13 protein-coding genes and 2 pseudogenes are annotated in these 15,440 nt (G+C 41.6%); 4 read left to right on the top strand and 11 right to left on the bottom strand.

Going from position 1 to position 15,440, the window contains the following annotated elements; translation table 11 throughout:
- Positions 1–228: 228 nt before the first annotated feature.
- From V7L29_RS27260 to V7L29_RS27245, 4 genes and pseudogenes are all read right to left on the bottom strand, one after another.
- A pseudogene (locus V7L29_RS27260) lies at positions 229–546 on the bottom strand (fatty acid desaturase); the annotation flags it as partial.
- Complete coding sequence (locus tag V7L29_RS27255) at positions 507–665, bottom strand: hypothetical protein (protein WP_334737411.1); 159 nt, start codon at positions 663–665, stop codon at positions 507–509. The pseudogene V7L29_RS27260 and the gene V7L29_RS27255, both read right to left, overlap by 40 nt.
- A gap of 220 nt (positions 666–885) precedes the next feature.
- Positions 886–1,935, bottom strand: coding sequence for a fatty acid desaturase (locus tag V7L29_RS27250; RefSeq protein ID WP_334737410.1), 1,050 nt, complete (start codon positions 1,933–1,935; stop codon positions 886–888).
- Positions 1,936–2,316: 381 nt separating this feature from the next.
- A complete protein-coding gene (locus V7L29_RS27245) occupies positions 2,317–3,132 on the bottom strand; it encodes an acyl-CoA desaturase (protein ID WP_334737409.1) in 816 nt (271 codons plus the stop codon).
- A gap of 84 nt (positions 3,133–3,216) precedes the next feature.
- Between V7L29_RS27245 and V7L29_RS27240 the strand changes: the two genes are divergently transcribed.
- Positions 3,217–4,449, top strand: a complete 1,233-nt coding sequence (locus tag V7L29_RS27240) for a methionine gamma-lyase family protein (RefSeq protein ID WP_334737408.1) — start codon at positions 3,217–3,219, stop codon at positions 4,447–4,449.
- Positions 4,450–5,163: 714 nt separating this feature from the next.
- Here the strand turns inward: V7L29_RS27240 and V7L29_RS27235 are convergent.
- The gene (locus tag V7L29_RS27235) at positions 5,164–5,514 is read right to left on the bottom strand and encodes a cupin domain-containing protein (protein ID WP_334737407.1); all 351 of its coding nucleotides are present in this window, start codon (positions 5,512–5,514) and stop codon (positions 5,164–5,166) included.
- Between the two features lie 26 nt (positions 5,515–5,540).
- On the opposite strand from V7L29_RS27235, the gene V7L29_RS27230 reads away from it, so the two are divergent.
- Positions 5,541–5,684, top strand: a complete 144-nt coding sequence (locus tag V7L29_RS27230) for a hypothetical protein (protein ID WP_334737406.1) — start codon at positions 5,541–5,543, stop codon at positions 5,682–5,684.
- 51 nt (positions 5,685–5,735) lie between these two features.
- On the opposite strand, the gene V7L29_RS27225 is transcribed toward V7L29_RS27230, so the two are convergent.
- From V7L29_RS27225 to V7L29_RS27210, 4 genes and pseudogenes are all read right to left on the bottom strand, one after another.
- Complete coding sequence (locus V7L29_RS27225; protein WP_334737405.1) at positions 5,736–6,116, bottom strand: hypothetical protein; 381 nt, start codon at positions 6,114–6,116, stop codon at positions 5,736–5,738.
- A 61-nt stretch (positions 6,117–6,177) separates the two neighbouring features.
- Positions 6,178–6,547: pseudogene (locus tag V7L29_RS35665) on the bottom strand (zinc-binding dehydrogenase); the annotation flags it as partial.
- Between the two features lie 23 nt (positions 6,548–6,570).
- Positions 6,571–7,269, bottom strand: a complete 699-nt coding sequence (locus V7L29_RS27215; protein ID WP_334692436.1) for an SRPBCC family protein — start codon at positions 7,267–7,269, stop codon at positions 6,571–6,573.
- Between the two features lie 106 nt (positions 7,270–7,375).
- Positions 7,376–8,473 (bottom strand): DJ-1/PfpI/YhbO family deglycase/protease, encoded by a 1,098-nt coding sequence (locus V7L29_RS27210; protein WP_334737403.1) that lies wholly within the window; start codon positions 8,471–8,473, stop codon positions 7,376–7,378.
- Positions 8,474–9,507: 1,034 nt separating this feature from the next.
- Here V7L29_RS27210 and V7L29_RS27205 point away from each other — a divergent pair.
- On the top strand, positions 9,508–9,906 hold the full coding sequence (locus V7L29_RS27205; protein ID WP_334737476.1) for a DUF6335 family protein: 399 nt from the start codon (positions 9,508–9,510) through the stop codon (positions 9,904–9,906).
- Positions 9,907–10,011: 105 nt separating this feature from the next.
- Here the strand turns inward: V7L29_RS27205 and V7L29_RS27200 are convergent, their stop codons facing one another.
- Entirely contained in the window at positions 10,012–11,898 is a 1,887-nt protein-coding gene (locus V7L29_RS27200; RefSeq protein ID WP_334737402.1) for an ABC transporter ATP-binding protein, read from the bottom strand.
- Positions 11,899–12,800: 902 nt separating this feature from the next.
- Here V7L29_RS27200 and V7L29_RS27195 point away from each other — a divergent pair.
- A complete protein-coding gene (locus V7L29_RS27195; protein WP_334692439.1) occupies positions 12,801–14,330 on the top strand; it encodes a SulP family inorganic anion transporter in 1,530 nt (509 codons plus the stop codon).
- A 269-nt stretch (positions 14,331–14,599) separates the two neighbouring features.
- On the opposite strand, the gene V7L29_RS27190 is transcribed toward V7L29_RS27195, so the two are convergent.
- Positions 14,600–15,175, bottom strand: a complete 576-nt coding sequence (locus tag V7L29_RS27190; RefSeq protein ID WP_334737401.1) for a single-stranded DNA-binding protein — start codon at positions 15,173–15,175, stop codon at positions 14,600–14,602.
- Positions 15,176–15,440 lie beyond the last annotated feature (265 nt).

Raw genomic sequence — 15,440 nt, 5'->3', positions numbered from 1 at the left:
ATTTACCGCAGGCTAAGGACGCTCAAATACTGACTGAGTTAGAAGCACTAATAATCTAATATGCGATCGCTCCTCAAAAGGTAAGTTGCTTAAGGTATTTAGGTAATCTTTAATGCAATTATTATAAGAGTTTATCTTAATCAGGGAGTGCTCAACGGTAAATAGTCAGAAAACACTGACGAAAATACAAGATTCTCGACTTCTTTAAAGAAGTCGGGAATCTGAGTTTTAGCCTTTAGCTAACTTATTATTGGATGTGTAGTAAACCTTACTACCAATATCAGGTACAAAATGGCAGTTGATAGATGAATTCCATAATGACTTCCAAATTGGTTCTTCCGATTTGTGGAAATATTCACCCATCACTGGTTTTATTGCCTCAGTTGCCTTCAGCAAATTGTAGTGAGGGATGTTAAGGAATATATGGTGAGCAACATGAGTACCGATATCATGATGGATATGATTAACCAAACTATAATCATGGTCAATGCTAGAAATCGCACCTTTCAGGAAAGTCCAATCTTCTCCACGAGACCAGGGAAGGTTTGAAAGTATTCAGCAGGAATTGCAGCTTTTAAATCCTGAAGAGTGAAAGGTAATTTAGTCGTATCTTCAGACGTTTCACTGCCAAGAGGATTGTTGACCTTGATAATATTTGATTGCACTGGATTCTTTTGTTGGATAGAAATCGGAACTTTATTTGGGACAAGATAATCCCACCTTTAGGATGCCCATGAAAGTAGCGATCGCTAACATACAATCGGATAAATTCTGGCAATTTACCTAAAATTTTAGTCAGTAAAGAATTGCCAGATTCTATTTAAACACAGCACAATAAACGCTCTCGTTGGTGCAAGAGCGTAAGCGAAATCAAAGCGCTATTTATTACTTTGTGTAATATTCGTTGAAAGTCTTATAGCCAACATCAGTTGTGTACAGTTGACACTGGTCTGTAATCTGCTTCATTAAAGACCAAGAAAATTGACACTCATCATGCAGATAAGGCTCCCAATTTTCTTTGATGCTGCTATAAGCTAGGCGCAAATTATAAGAAGGAATCGCAGTGGAAATATGATGAGGGACATGAACATTGACATCGTGACACAGAATTTCTATCCAACGCGGATAATCGCAATGAATAGTGCCAAATAGTTGTGCTAGAGCTTCGTCCCACTTGTTCGCTGTCACAAAAGGAACATCTGCGGCAGTATGGTGAACAATAGTAAAAGTACTCATCCAAAAATGGTAAATCATCCAGGGCACTAGCCAAAATTTGACAAATCCCCAGATACCAGTTGTAGCAATGAGAATCGGGAAAGCGATCGCTGCAAACACAACTACTACAGCCACAGAAAGCTTGATACTGGATTGGTCTTTAGTTTTGAAGTTCCGCCAATCAAAATGCACCACAGCCCAATGTCCAATGGAACCTACCCACCAGAAGCGTTTACGCATGAACAGTTCAAAAGCAGACTGCTGGATTTTATCCCAATTTTCAAACACTTCTGGTCTGATTGGATGCCAAGCGTTGTCCTCATCCAGCTTGTTGGTATGAGTATGGTGATAATTATGCTTAATCCGCCAACTGTGAAAAGGATAAATTAACGGCATCATGAACAAATGCCCCACCAAATCATTTACCCAACGACGTTTGGCAAAAGACCTGTGACCACAATCATGGGCAATTACAAAAAAACCTGTTAAAGCAGTACCCGTAAAAATCCAAGCTAGGGGCAAAAGAAACCAAGGAGTGATAATCAGGCTGTAATAGCCCAAGGCAACTGCCAAGACACTAATTATTACTTGTGTCCAAGCTTTGCGACGGTTCTGCTGAAAACATTCCCGTGGCAGGGTTTTGACAATATCTTTGAGCCTCAGATCGGAATTACCAGGCTCGTCACTTAGTTTCTGGCTGTTAATTATTGATGTAGTCATGGACACCTGAAAAACGACAAACTCCTCAACCAAGTCACTAAAAAGCAACTTGCCGCAAAATTTCTTAACATTAGCGCTTCGGATTATAGCAACCTAACCGACACAAGCGCACCCGTAAATAGACTTTTGAAAAGTGAGGAGTTAGAAGTGATGAGTTATGAGTTAGAAGTTTAGATTCTTAACTCACGCCTGATGTGAATTAGAAACGCTCCTTGTCCCATAAGGATTTATGGGTTTCAAAATTATGGTTTGAGAAAAATCGACGGTAACATAAAGATTTCAACGCCTGAATCACACTCTCACGCAACTCCCAACTCCTAACTCCTAACTCCTGTACAGACGCGATTAATCGCGTCTCTACTCCTAACTCCTAACTCATCACTAATTTTTGTTTGCCAACTTCACATTAGTCGCCAGACCAAGCACTTGCAGCAATTGAACTGTCATCCAAGTTAAATCGATTTCCCACCATTCCAGTCCATGACGAGCTGAGTATTGAAAGGCATGATGGTTATTATGCCAGCCTTCACCGAAAACTAGTACGGCTACCCACCAACAATTAGTCGATCTATCACCAGAATCATAGCTCCGATAGCCAAATTTATGAGTGGCGCTGTTCACCAACCAAGTGCAGTGGTAAACCCAGACAATGCGAACAAAAATTCCCCAAACAACGAAAGGCCAGCCACCCAGAAGCAAAAGCAATATACCTAAAGCAACTTGGATCAAAATGAAATATTTTTCTAAAAACTGATAAACTGGGTCTTCGGCAATGTCTTTGGTGAAACGAGGAACTTCAGCGTGAGCCGGACAAGAATGAATCAGCCAATCCATGTGGCTCCACCAGAAGCCTTTATTAGAATCATGGGGATCAGAATCAGTATCAGACTTTAAATGATGAATCCGATGTGTCCCTATCCACTCAATTGGACCTCCTTGACAGGAGAGTGTTCCGAAGAAAACCAGGAGATACTCTAGCCACTTGGGAGTTTGAAAACTACGGTGGGTGACAAGGCGGTGAAATCCCAGAGTAACGCCTAAACCGCCAGTTACCCAGTACAGCAAGAAACCCACACCAACTGCTGTCCAGCTAAAGTTACCAGGAACAAAGGCAAACAAAGCGCCGATGTGCAGTCCAATGAAAAACAGGGTATTTACCCAGTTAATTTGAGGTTTAGTTAAGGTAGCAATTGTCATGCAGTAACCTGAATTTGAATTTTCCAGCCTAGTCTGTGCGATCTAAAAATCCGCATATCTATAATTTTTTTGAACGAGGAACTGATGAACAGTTTAGAACAGCTGCGGCAAGCAGAACAGGCACTGTTAGAATTTTTTTCTGGAATTGACACTCAGGTCAAGCATAATCTAAAACGAGTGCTAGATGCCTTTCGTAATCACCATGTGGGCGCACACCACTTTGCTGGTGTAAGTGGCTATGGTCACGATGATTTAGGACGAGAAACTTTAGATAAAGTTTTTGCTGAAGTTATGGGTTCGGAAGCTGCGGCCGTGCGAGTGCAGTTTGTTTCGGGAACTCATGCGATCGCCTGTGCTTTGTTTGGTGTGCTTCGTCCTGGAGATGAAATGTTAGCAGCAGTCGGTTCTCCCTACGATACGCTTGAAGAAGTCATTGGTTTACGAGGTCAAGGTCAAGGCTCCCTTATTGAGTTTGGCATAAATTACCGTCAATTAGAGCTAACGCCCGAAGGAACTATAGATTGGCAAGCTTTAAGTACTAGTGTGGCTGAAAACACTCGTTTAGTGTTAATTCAGCGTTCTTGTGGCTATTCTTGGCGTCCTAGTTTATCAATTGCTGATATTGAAAAAATCGTCCACTTAGTCAAACAGCAAAACCCGAACACCGTTTGCTTTGTGGATAACTGCTACGGCGAATTTATTGAAACCAGGGAACCTACAGCCGTAGGTGCTGATTTAATCGCAGGGTCATTGATTAAAAATCCTGGTGGCACCATTGTCAGCGCTGGCGGTTATGTCGCCGGTCGCGCCGACTTAGTAGAAGCCGCGGCCTGTCGCCTCACTGCTCCCGGTATTGGTAGTTATGGCGGTGCTACTTTTGACCAAAATCGCCTGCTGTTCCAAGGACTATTTCTAGCGCCGCAAATCGTAGGAGAGGCGATGAAAGGGACTTATCTTACTGGTTATGTATTTGACAAACTCGGTTATCCAGTCAATCCTGCACCTCTGGCTCCCCGTGGGGATGTAATTCAGGCAATCAAACTCGGTTCTGCCGAAAAGCTAATTGCCTTCTGTAAAGCCATACAACAGCATTCTCCTATAGGTTCCTACTTAGACCCTGTTCCAGATGAAATGCCGGGGTACGAGAGCCAGGTAGTTATGGCTGGGGGGACATTTATTGAAGGGAGTACCTTGGAATTATCAGCAGATGGGCCTTTGCGTGAGCCGTATGTGGTTTATTGCCAGGGGGGAACTCATTGGACTCATGTAGCGATCGCATTGGAGGCTGCAATCAATGCAGTAGGAAGCGGTGGATGAATATTATAGCACATATTCTGCACCGCATGAGGTTTATTGAGAAATTAGTGAAAGCGATCGCATTACCAAAACAGTGCTGAGTCACCAAAGTTCAGATGTCTGATGACAAACCGCTTCTCTACGAAAGGCTGACGCTCGGACGCACCTGCCCCAGCGGCCGGGCGTGATTTCAGAGACATTGAAGTGCCTGGGAGTGTAAAACTGCCGCCGAGGTTCGTTTGATTAGTGGGACTTAGACATTTTTGAGGGGAAAATAAGCCTCAAACCCATGCAGGGTAAGGAAAATACACCAAAGGCTCAAAAATAGCCCAAACCCAGATATATCAACAAACTAAGCAAAACGATGTTAAAGTCCTTCTGTATATAGATTTGACGCTCTTTTTTCGGTGTTTTTGTCTAAGTCCCATTAGTCATCTTGTCTTTCCTTTAGTGTTTTTGAATGTGGCATAGATTAATAATTAGCTCTATCAGTTTCATCTTTTCTTAGTGCCATTCAACTACGGGTATTTTATTACAAGTTTGTACCTTACTAAACTAGATAGCAAGTCAAAGTAAGCCTTGCGATCGCCTGACAGTTTGTAGAATTCTTTCTCAATCAAAAAACACAATAAAAAGGGTAACAAAAATGTTGTTCCCCTACAAAACCTCTATATTCCATGTAATTGAAAGCGGCTATAAGTTTTTAGCAATCACAAAATTTCAGATAACTGCAAATCAGTTTTCGTCTCGCCCGTGAACTTGAGCGGGTGGACTGGTTGCCTCAACAGCAGTGAATGATTCTAAAATTTTATAGGTGTGACTGGCTCCTTTTGGTACTACCCAAGAACTGCCAGGCTCCAGCAAAATTGTTTGCCCTTCAATGTGCAATTCTGCACGACCAGTGATTACATAACCGACAGTTTCATATTCTCGCGTTGTTGGCTCTTTAGGTTCATTCGGTTGCTCATTTTCCCACAGACGCATAGAAATGCTTTTGCCAGATGCAAGATATTTCTGACCAAGTTCACCTTTAGGGGAATGGCTAGAGTCTACTTTGATAACGGTTGTATCAGATGTATCAGACATATTTTTGCCTCTTTTACTTTTAAACTTTGAAAGCAATTACCGCAGGAGATAGTGAAGAAAACAACCGCGCGATCGCTAATATCAAGATAAATACTGGATTTATTCTGATATTGAGACGCGATAATTATCGCGTCTCAGTAACTGCTCAAAACTTATACAACAAAGTATGAGTCAAAAATTTAGACTCAAAATTTGCTACAAGTCTACCTTCTATCTATTAGTTATTTGCGAGAAGGAGTTCGGTAATAACCTTCTTTAGTTTCAGTCAATGGCTCAACTGTGTCTTCAACTTTATTTTTTGTAGAGTTAAGAAACTCTTTTGTAGAGCGAGGAGTTTCTTCATCCAAGTTTAGCTTCTCGCGGATATTATCAACAGCGCCCTTTATGGGATTTTGGGTATTTTTTATTTGGGTATCGTTTCTAATTTCACCTTGCTCATTGGGTATTGCTTTATAATAAGTACCCTCTGGAGTTTTTACATCGGCTTGTGCGATACTAACATCGCTAAAAGCCTGACCTAATAAAAACATTAATCCTACCAGAGAAACTACAAGTATTTGGGAAATACGAATATTTCGCAGCCATGAAATTACTCGATTCATAAAAAACCTCATTGCATTATGTTGGGTGTACAATTCAAAACGTTGAATGACTATTCACCATTCAGGCTTTAAGAACAACTTTGATGCAGTTGTCCTTTTTTGTTGAAAAATCTGGTACTCGTAGGGTGCTGACTCTAAAGGGAATTGATGGGTAACAACCAAGAATAGATCAAATTTTCCATCCAAAATCATCTGCAATCAAAAATGTATATATTTTTGTCCATGCATTTGTCCCATCCTAAAGGTTAGTCCCTTGTTGAAGGCTGCACCAAATCGGCATCGATGCAAGCATCGGGGGCACAACCACCAGTTATCTTTTTCAACGCTTCGCCACGATTAACTTTTTGGTAGTTAATCACTTCTGCTTTGGCAAACTTTTTCGCCATTTCCAGGCGTTCAGGAAAGCGATCAATAGCGATCACTTTTTCGGAGTTATTAGTTATCGGGCAAATAACTACTTTCGTCCACTTGATTGACCTTCTGTAGTGGCAATTTCGCCTGCTTCCATTAGCATCTTGAAGCGGCCCAATTCATCACCAATTTGCTGTTCTGGTTCTTCACCGAAAAGTTTAGCTACGGTAGCTCCCAACGCTCCGCCAGGCGGGTTATATTCCAAAACAACCTTAACTTGCGTACCGCGATCGCCTGGTGCTTTTTGGAAGCGGACAAAACCAGAATTATCAACGTCTGCACCTTCTACAGAAGCCCAAGAAATAAATTCATTTTCTCGGTCTTCGAGAACGTCTGCATCCCATTCTACGCTGTTACCCAAAGGTGCATTGGCTATCCAGTGAGAACGTTTTTCGTTATACACCTTTACAGATTTGAGATGCTTCATAAATGTGGGCAAATTCTCAAAGTTGTGCCAAAAGCGATACAGTTCATCTGCTGGTTTATTAATTGTTATCGTCTTTTCAACTTTGATCGGTTGGTTTATACCTATTGCTTCCTGTGCTTGCTGGATTGTGCTTTGTTTAGTTGCACCTTGATATATCAAACCGCCACCAGCTAAAGCCGTCAGCACTCCGCGCAATGAACCTTGCTTTAAACCCATCAGCACCATAGCACCGCCACCGATGAGAGATGCCCAACGCTCTACTTCACTAGCTTCACCCTGACTGTTAGTCAGTTTATCACCTGATGTTGAAGTCACTTTTTTCTCTCTCCATTACAGTACAATTACCACAGAGACGCAAATACTCTCTTGTTTCTCTCTCTGCGTTCTTGTCTACGAGACGCAAATGCGCCTCTGCGGTTTGTTACATTGACACAGCAGCCCCTGTAGTCGGCTTGGGAGGCTGAATTTGAGCGCCTATCCGCGTGCGATATAGTTCTACTAATTGCTGTTCGTATTTAGATAAATCCTGGTAAATTTCTTTGAAAATAGCAGTTGCTACTGGGTCGGTGTACATTACAGACAAATTGCCAATATCGCCGATACCAGTTTGCACATCTCCTAAAGCAGAACGTAACTGATATATGTCATCACTTCCTGTCAAGGCAGTTTTCACCTTGGCATACTGATTGGCAATATTTGCCCCTAAAGAGGGTTTTTCACCCAATTGTTGAAGATAGGTTTCCAGTTTTTCAATGTGGCGCTGTTTATTAGCAATGATTTCTTGAAAGACTGATTTTACTTCGCTATCTGATTCCTTTTCCAAGTACTTCTCAGATGCTTCTAGCGAATAACGTTCACCAGTAAGGGCAGTATTTAAACCTTTAGCAATATCACCTTTAGTTGAGCCACCCCAAGCATCAGCTAGCTTCCACCATTCAGCACTTGTGTCTTTCTCATTAGGTAATGCAGCATCTTTGCCACCATAACCCAAACGGCTTAAAATAGCTGTGGTGAAAATTGGTAAGTCTCCGGGTTCACGAGATGTAATCAAATTCCCGTCAACTACCACCGACTCATCTAGATAATTTGCGCCAGCGTTAATAATATCCTTGGCAATAGCACTAAAGCCAGTAACTTGTTTACCTTTAAGCAAGTCGCCTTCAATCAAAACTTGTGGGCCGTGGCAAACGGCAGCTACCAATTTTCCTTGTTGAATTGCCTCTTGTACAAAGCGTACTGTGTTAGGGTTGCGCCGCATTTTATCGGGAGCCATACCACCAGGAATAACCACTGCATCGAATTCGGCTGCGATCGCTTCTGTCGTAGTACCTTCAGCTTGTATGCTAAGTTTGCCCTGTTTACCGTTATATTTTTCATTCATTCGGGAACCGAGGACTACTACCTCCATTCCTGCTTGTTTTAGTCCATTATAGGGAACTGTAAATTCTGCATCCTCTACTGCCTGTTCAATTAGGATGGCAACTTTTTTATTAGCGGAATAATTGTTATAGTCAGTCATAGATGGTGTTTCCTGTTTTTTCTAGTCTTTAACTTCCTACAATATTCATCGATTAGGACAGTCTAAACAAAAAATTTTGATTGAGTGTGTTGTTGTTTAGCATTTAGGCAGTTAAAAGCATGAATACAACAGTTAAAATGGCTAAACTTAAATTTTTCTTCTTTGCCAAATAATTAAAATTAATTATGAGTTAAAAGTTGGCTCCTGAATAATTTCTGTTTAAGAACTCCTAACTCATAATTAAAAACTGGAACTACAAGTTGCTCAATCATGAATTCCTATTCACAATCCTATGGTGCGATCGCTAGTTTAACTTCGTTCCAAGGGGATAGATTATTTTATTTCTAAAGCTAGACATCTCATCGTTGGTATAATCGATATCTGGAAATAAAAAATTAATCAAAATGGTTAAAAGCCATACAGCAAAAGGATTAAACGCATCCAACCTTTGTCGATATAGCCCAATACGCTGGGGTTAAGGATAATTGTAGGTTGGGTTGTAGCTTACTTGTCTAGTAGGGGTACGTAGTCAAACCCAACAAAGTCGCGAAAATGTTGGGTTATCCTTCTCCTATCGGAGACGCTACGCGAACGGGTAGACGCCCGGAGGGCGTCTACGTCCCTCAAACGCTACTTGCTATCATGGCGGGAACGCTAAGAGCGAACAACTCGGGAAACTGCAAGGGCGCAGTGGCTCCCCAACTTACGTGGGTTAAGGTTTTTGACTTTAACCCAGGCGTATTGCCATATAGCCAATGGATGCTTGGACAGTCCGCAGTGCGATACCTACGGTAAGCTTTGCTAATGCACGCGGCACATCTAGATTCCGATTGACATTTTTTGTGAAAATCGGGTAAGTGCAAGCTTTATATTTTGATTAAAAACACCAAAGCTAGATATAGTAAGAATTTCATGCATTGTTTGGGAATTAATTATTTTCGAGTTTGATTACGCCAATGGTGAGATACATCTCTAGTTAGACAACTTGCAGGCAGGAAAAGGTTATTGTGAGATTGCAGAAAATGGCTAGCATCATGGCAGAAAAAAATCATAATGACAAAATTAAAACCAATGATTTGCCGCAGGAAATTACCGAATCCTACGGCACTGGTGTAAAAGACTTGCCAGGATACAATATTGGCGGGCGCTCCATGCAGGACGAAAGGCGCGAGTATACAGAAACTAGTCCTGAACTCACTGGTGGCGATGTTGATGCTTATTGGCAAGATGCAGATGCAGTTGGGGATGAAGCTGTTGGTGGTAGTACTTCCACTCCTGATAAAAATGTAACTGAGGAGTTAGAAGCAGCAGTGGGGCTAGAAATGGATGACTCTGAGTTTCTGCATACCAACGATATTTTAGAAGACCGTGACAGCGATCGCTGGGAGTTAGATCCAAAGTCTTCTGAAGATTATCAAGATCGACGAGAATAAGCTCAATAAAAGCAGAAGCCGTATTCTTACTGTATATTCACAAATTAATGTTGCTAAATTGAGCAGTGCTTTTCTAAGAGGATGTTTGGAAAGTTTGAGGACTTTCTATAAAGCTTTCAAATGACGACTTCGCACACGTCCGGCACTACCAGTAGGAATCGCAGCAATTAATTTTTGTGTGTATTCCTCTTTAGGTTCCAGGTAAATACTTTCGGCTGTGCCTTGTTCAACAATTTGACCGCTATTCATGACTAAAATGCGATCGCTCATAAATTTCACTACACTTAGATCGTGAGAAATAAAAATATAGGTAAGCTGAAAGTCTTCTTGTAATTCTTTGAGAAGATTTAATACCTGCGCTTGTACTGAAACATCCAGCGCTGAAACTGATTCATCGCAGATGATAAATTTAGGATTTAACGCCAAAGAACGGGCTATGCAAATCCGCTGGCGTTGACCGCCAGAAAACTGATGGGGATAGCGATTAATCGCATCTGGACTCAACCCCACCCGTTCTAAAAGTTCGGCTACCCGTTGGCGTCGTTGTTGTTTTGTCTTACCAACGGAGTGAATTAACAATGGTTCCATCACCGTGTCCCCAACCTTCATCCGTGGATCGAGGGAACTGAAAGGATTTTGGAAGACTATTTGCATTTCCCGCCGCAGTTTTTGCAACGGTTCTCCTTTAAGGCTAGTAATATCTTGTTTCTCAAAGATAATCTGACCACTCATCGGTTCAATTAATCGCAGTAAGGTTCTACCAAGGGTGGTTTTACCGCAACCAGATTCTCCCACCAAACCTAGTGTTTCCCCTGGTTTGACATCAAAGGAAACGCCATTAACTGCCATATTGTAGCGTTTTGTACCACCAAACACTCCGCGCACCGGAAAACCAACTTTCAGGTTGCGGATTTGCAGCAGGGGTTCCTTCTGATTGAAGTTTGCCAATCTAGCAGCAATCTCTTCAGTAGTGACTTCTGTAGCTTGTGCGGGTTCTTTCGCCTGAATTACTACTTGTCCCGTTGGTGTCTCTTCTGCACTCATGTAGTCAGAAACAGTGAGTAATTTCTGAGGACGACGGTTAAGTGTAGGGCGGCAGGCTATCAAACCTTTAGTATATGGATGGTGGGGACTGCTAAAAATTTGCTCAGAAGCACCAGATTCGACAACTTTGCCTTTATACATCACCGCTACTTGGTCAGCTATTTCCGAAATTAGCCCCAAGTCGTGGGTGATGAAAATCATTGCCATGTCACGACTTTGTTGCAATTCTCGGATTAACTCCAAAATTGTTGCTTGCACCGTCACATCCAAAGCTGTGGTTGGTTCATCGGCAATTAAGATTAAGGGGTTGCAAGAAATTGCCATTGCAATCATCACCCGTTGCAACTGACCCCCAGAAAGTTCATGGGGGTAACGTTCCAGCATGGCTTCTTTGTGTTCTTTAACCAACTGTGACAACTTTGATGGTTCTGGTTTCGATGAATTGCTGTTGGTTTGAGGCCAAGTTTCGGTATACTGCTGCTGTATCTCCTCATCGCTAGGTAGAAGTTTTACCTCTTGCAAACCTGCGATCGCAATTTGTCGTGCTTGGGCTGCTGACACATTTTGATGCCGCATAATCGCTTCTGTTAGCTGAAACCCAATGTTATAAACTGGATTGAGCGAACTCATCGGTTCTTGAAAAATCATGGCGATGTCGCCACCCCGGTGTAACTGCATTTGCTCAGGAGGCAATGTTACCAAATCGATTGCGTTGGCATTCTCCTGAGGACGAAACCAGATTTCACCGCCAGTAACCATACCGGGAGTTTGCAACAAACCCATCACCGCTAGGGCTGTCACAGATTTACCACTTCCCGATTCTCCTACTATTCCTAGAGTCTCACCTCGATGCAGCGCAAAGGAAATACCATCCAAAGCTCTGTTAATGTTGCCATCGCTGGGAAATTCAACTTGGAGATTGCGAACCTCTAGGATAGTTTCTCTCATAGGAGTTGGGTAGGAATATTAACTTAAAATTATTTGATTTTAACAATAGTTTTGATGTATATGTGGGTAAATTTGGTTTTCAGATTCCTTGGCAGTTTTTCCCTGCTTAGACCTCAACCACAATATACACGCATTTGCGATGTTGAACTGCCTGTGATTTCTGCAAATCGTCATCGGCTGATGGTATCCTCTGGTTTCAGAGTTTCTGTGTTTCCATCACATCATTAACCACAGAAAGTTGCCACCACAAACAAAAGAGCCAGGAGAGCAAATCCGTAAATTGGTTAAAAAGCGTCGCTGCTTCTAATAAAGGCAAAAGTAAAAGCGATGACCCCATTAAATACTTTGCCGCTCCAGATAATCAAGACTTAAATGGGTTAAATACCTCTGAAAGCCAGTCTCAAAGCTGGATTTGTCGCCTTTTCTTGCACCCTATGGAATGTACAATTTTCTTAACCTGTCACGGATGCTACTTGACAAATATTTTAAATAAATATTGCTATATATATTTAAGTAACATATAATTAATTTTATTTAAGATATTTTTATATACACAAGGTAAAATTTAGACTTAAATGCCTTAGATATAATATTTACCTAACCATTAGTTAATCAAGTTTAAATCAGCAATCAATAAAACTATTTAAATTTAAAGGTTTTTGAGAGTAAATCCAAGCAGACTCTAACAACTTAAATTGCTATTTAATGATTATAAGAGTATAAAAAAACACATACTTCTGAATTAAATACTGTTAAATACCAAGAACATAAATTTTGTACTTATAATAAAAAAGCACTTTCTGATAACTAGCAAATTGAGTTAATACATAGATAGTTACGGTTAATTGAATATGTCGAGAATGAAGAGTTTTTATCTAAGGATTGATTAACTAATGATAAACATGAGTAGAGATAAACCCTCATTTACCAAGGACATATCAGCATCGTTTGTCGTGTTTCTTGTCGCTCTTCCTCTGTGTATGGGTATAGCGATCGCCTCTGGTGTTCCTCCAGCACGCGGCTTAATCACCGGAATAGTAGGTGGAGTTGTTGCCGGTTCTATTTCTGGTTCTCCTTTGCTAGTGAGTGGGCCAGCAGCCGGATTAGTAGTGGTTGTTGTAGAAATCGTTCAAAAATACGGCATTGGAATGGTCGGGCCAATTCTGGTATTAGCAGGTCTGATCCAATTTTTGGCAGGTATATCTAGACTAGGCCAGTTGTTTCGCGCTATGTCTCCCGCCGTTATCTACGGAATGCTAGCAGGTATTGGGATATTAATCATCGCTTCCCAGTTTCATGTCATGTTAGATGACTCACCTCATACACATGGGCTAGATAATTTACTGGCAATTCCTAGTGCTATCCAGAAAGCTGTCACCCCCCAGGATGGATACCTGTACGAGATTGCAGGGCTACTTGGTATAATGACAATCGCAATTATGATCCTCTGGGATAAATTTAAGCCGCGCCGTTTGAAACTGTTGCCTGGTGCTCTCATAAGTGTAGTTTTAGCTACTACCCTTGCTACAGTATTTGACTTACCAGTTAACTATGTTGACGTACCAACAAACTTGCTCCAAGCAGTTCAACTACCAAGTTTTGCTAGCTTACCACGCCTTCTAGATGCACCAGTTCTGCTACAAGCATTCACGATCGCACTTATTGCCAGTGCGGAAAGTTTACTCTCTGCAGTAGCAGTTGATCGACTGCAAACCGGGCCAAGAAGTGATTTTGACCGGGAATTAGCAGCACAAGGGATTGGCAACATGGTTTGCGGCTTTCTAGGCGCTTTGCCAATGACAGGAGTTATTGCTCGTAGTTCTGTCAACGTAGAAGCAGGCGGAAAAACGAGATTATCTGCAATACTTCATGGCCTATGGCTGTTAGTTTTAGTGGTTACTGCACCTAGCTTACTGAGGTTGATTCCGACATCTTGCTTGGCGGCGATTCTAGTTTATACAGGCTACAAGTTAATTGAGGTAAAACACATTCGCCAGTTAAGAAATTATGGTCGTTTACCTATGGCGATATTCTTCGCCACTCTCATAGGAATTGTCACCACCGACCTTCTTTCAGGTGTGCTAATTGGTATCGTTCTCACCTCATGCACCCTAATTTATAAAATGTCCCAACTGAGTATCCAAGTTGTAGAAAATGAGGAAAATCATCAGCAAGTAGATATTTATCTACAGGGAGCAGCAACTTTTGTTAGGTTACCAGAACTGGCGAAAACTCTAGAACAAGTGCCACCAGAAAAGAACTTATATGTCCATCTAGAAAACCTGGCTTACATAGACCACTCTTGCCTTGATTTATTATCGCTATGGGCAAAACAACAGCAAGAAAGAGGCAGCATAGTGATTATGCGATGGGAAGGGCTAATGGCACGCAATCGTAAGCCTTTTGAAGTTAATCCGCAATTAGATCCGTAGAACTAATTCAATTGTCATTTTGAGGGGAGCAAAACATCTGCTTAAATTCTTCTATCCCTTATGTTCCGCTCAAAATGACATTCCTAATTTTTGACTTTTGCAAGAAGTCTAGTATATCGTTCTCTATCCATGACTCGCCGGATAGCAAAAGTCAGCGATCTCTCAAACGCAGACAAAAAAAATAGCACATCCTCAAGGATAGCTATTTGCAGAAATTGTCTAATCGTAATGTTTAGTTAGCAAATTGAATACACGCTCAACTACCAACTTTAGAACGGAATATCATCTGGATCTGGTTCTTCCTCTTTCACTGCTGGATAAGTGGTTCGCTCATAATTTGTAGGTTGAGGTACGGGTTCGTAACTTGTCGGTTGGGGAGTAACGCCAACAGGATTTGTCGCTGGGGTAGGTGCTCCCCGTGGTGACTCGTAACTGGGAACGTCTTTCTGGGGAGGACGGGATGCTGAAGATGGTTGTCGGGGAGCAGTTTCAGTGAATGATGGAGTTACGGTTGCTGAGGGCAATGGATCAGTATTAAAACTACCTCCAACAGATTGAATTTGTTGCACTGTCAATTCTGCGCGTTTTTCTTTAAAACCTTCTTGACGATCAACAGTATTCATACTTAAACGTCCTACCAGAATGACGCGATCGCCTTGGTGGTAGTTTTGCTGAATTTCTGTGGCTAAATTCCCCCAGCCGACAACTTTCAGGGTGGCTGGCGGATCTTCTGGTTTCTGGGAATTGGGAAACTGCACTAGCATTTCTGTGACTCCTAGATTATCCGCTGTATAGCGGAGTTGCGGCTCGTTAACAATTTCCGCCATCAAAACGCAGCTGTTCATTAAAATTACTCCTGACTGCAAAAAGTACTGATTGAAAAAGAGGGGTTTTTCTATGTAGTGTCAATTAATATCTAGATATGTTTAATTGTTTGCATTTTTTAATAATGTTTGAACAAATTTTCTACATCCACTCTGATTTTTAGTCCTTTCTAGCATAAAAGCCAAGCGATCGCTTTGAACAGCATTAAGTATGCTACTCGCTACCTTCGCTTGACTAAATTGAGCATTCAATTCTGCATAGAGTAGTATAATTGTACCACCTATT

It is taken from the genome of Nostoc sp. (assembly GCF_036916575.1).
Lineage (GTDB): Bacteria > Cyanobacteriota > Cyanobacteriia > Cyanobacteriales > Nostocaceae > Nostoc.
Note: the sequence above shows the minus strand (reverse complement) of the source record. Positions and strands in the feature narration are given on the sequence as shown.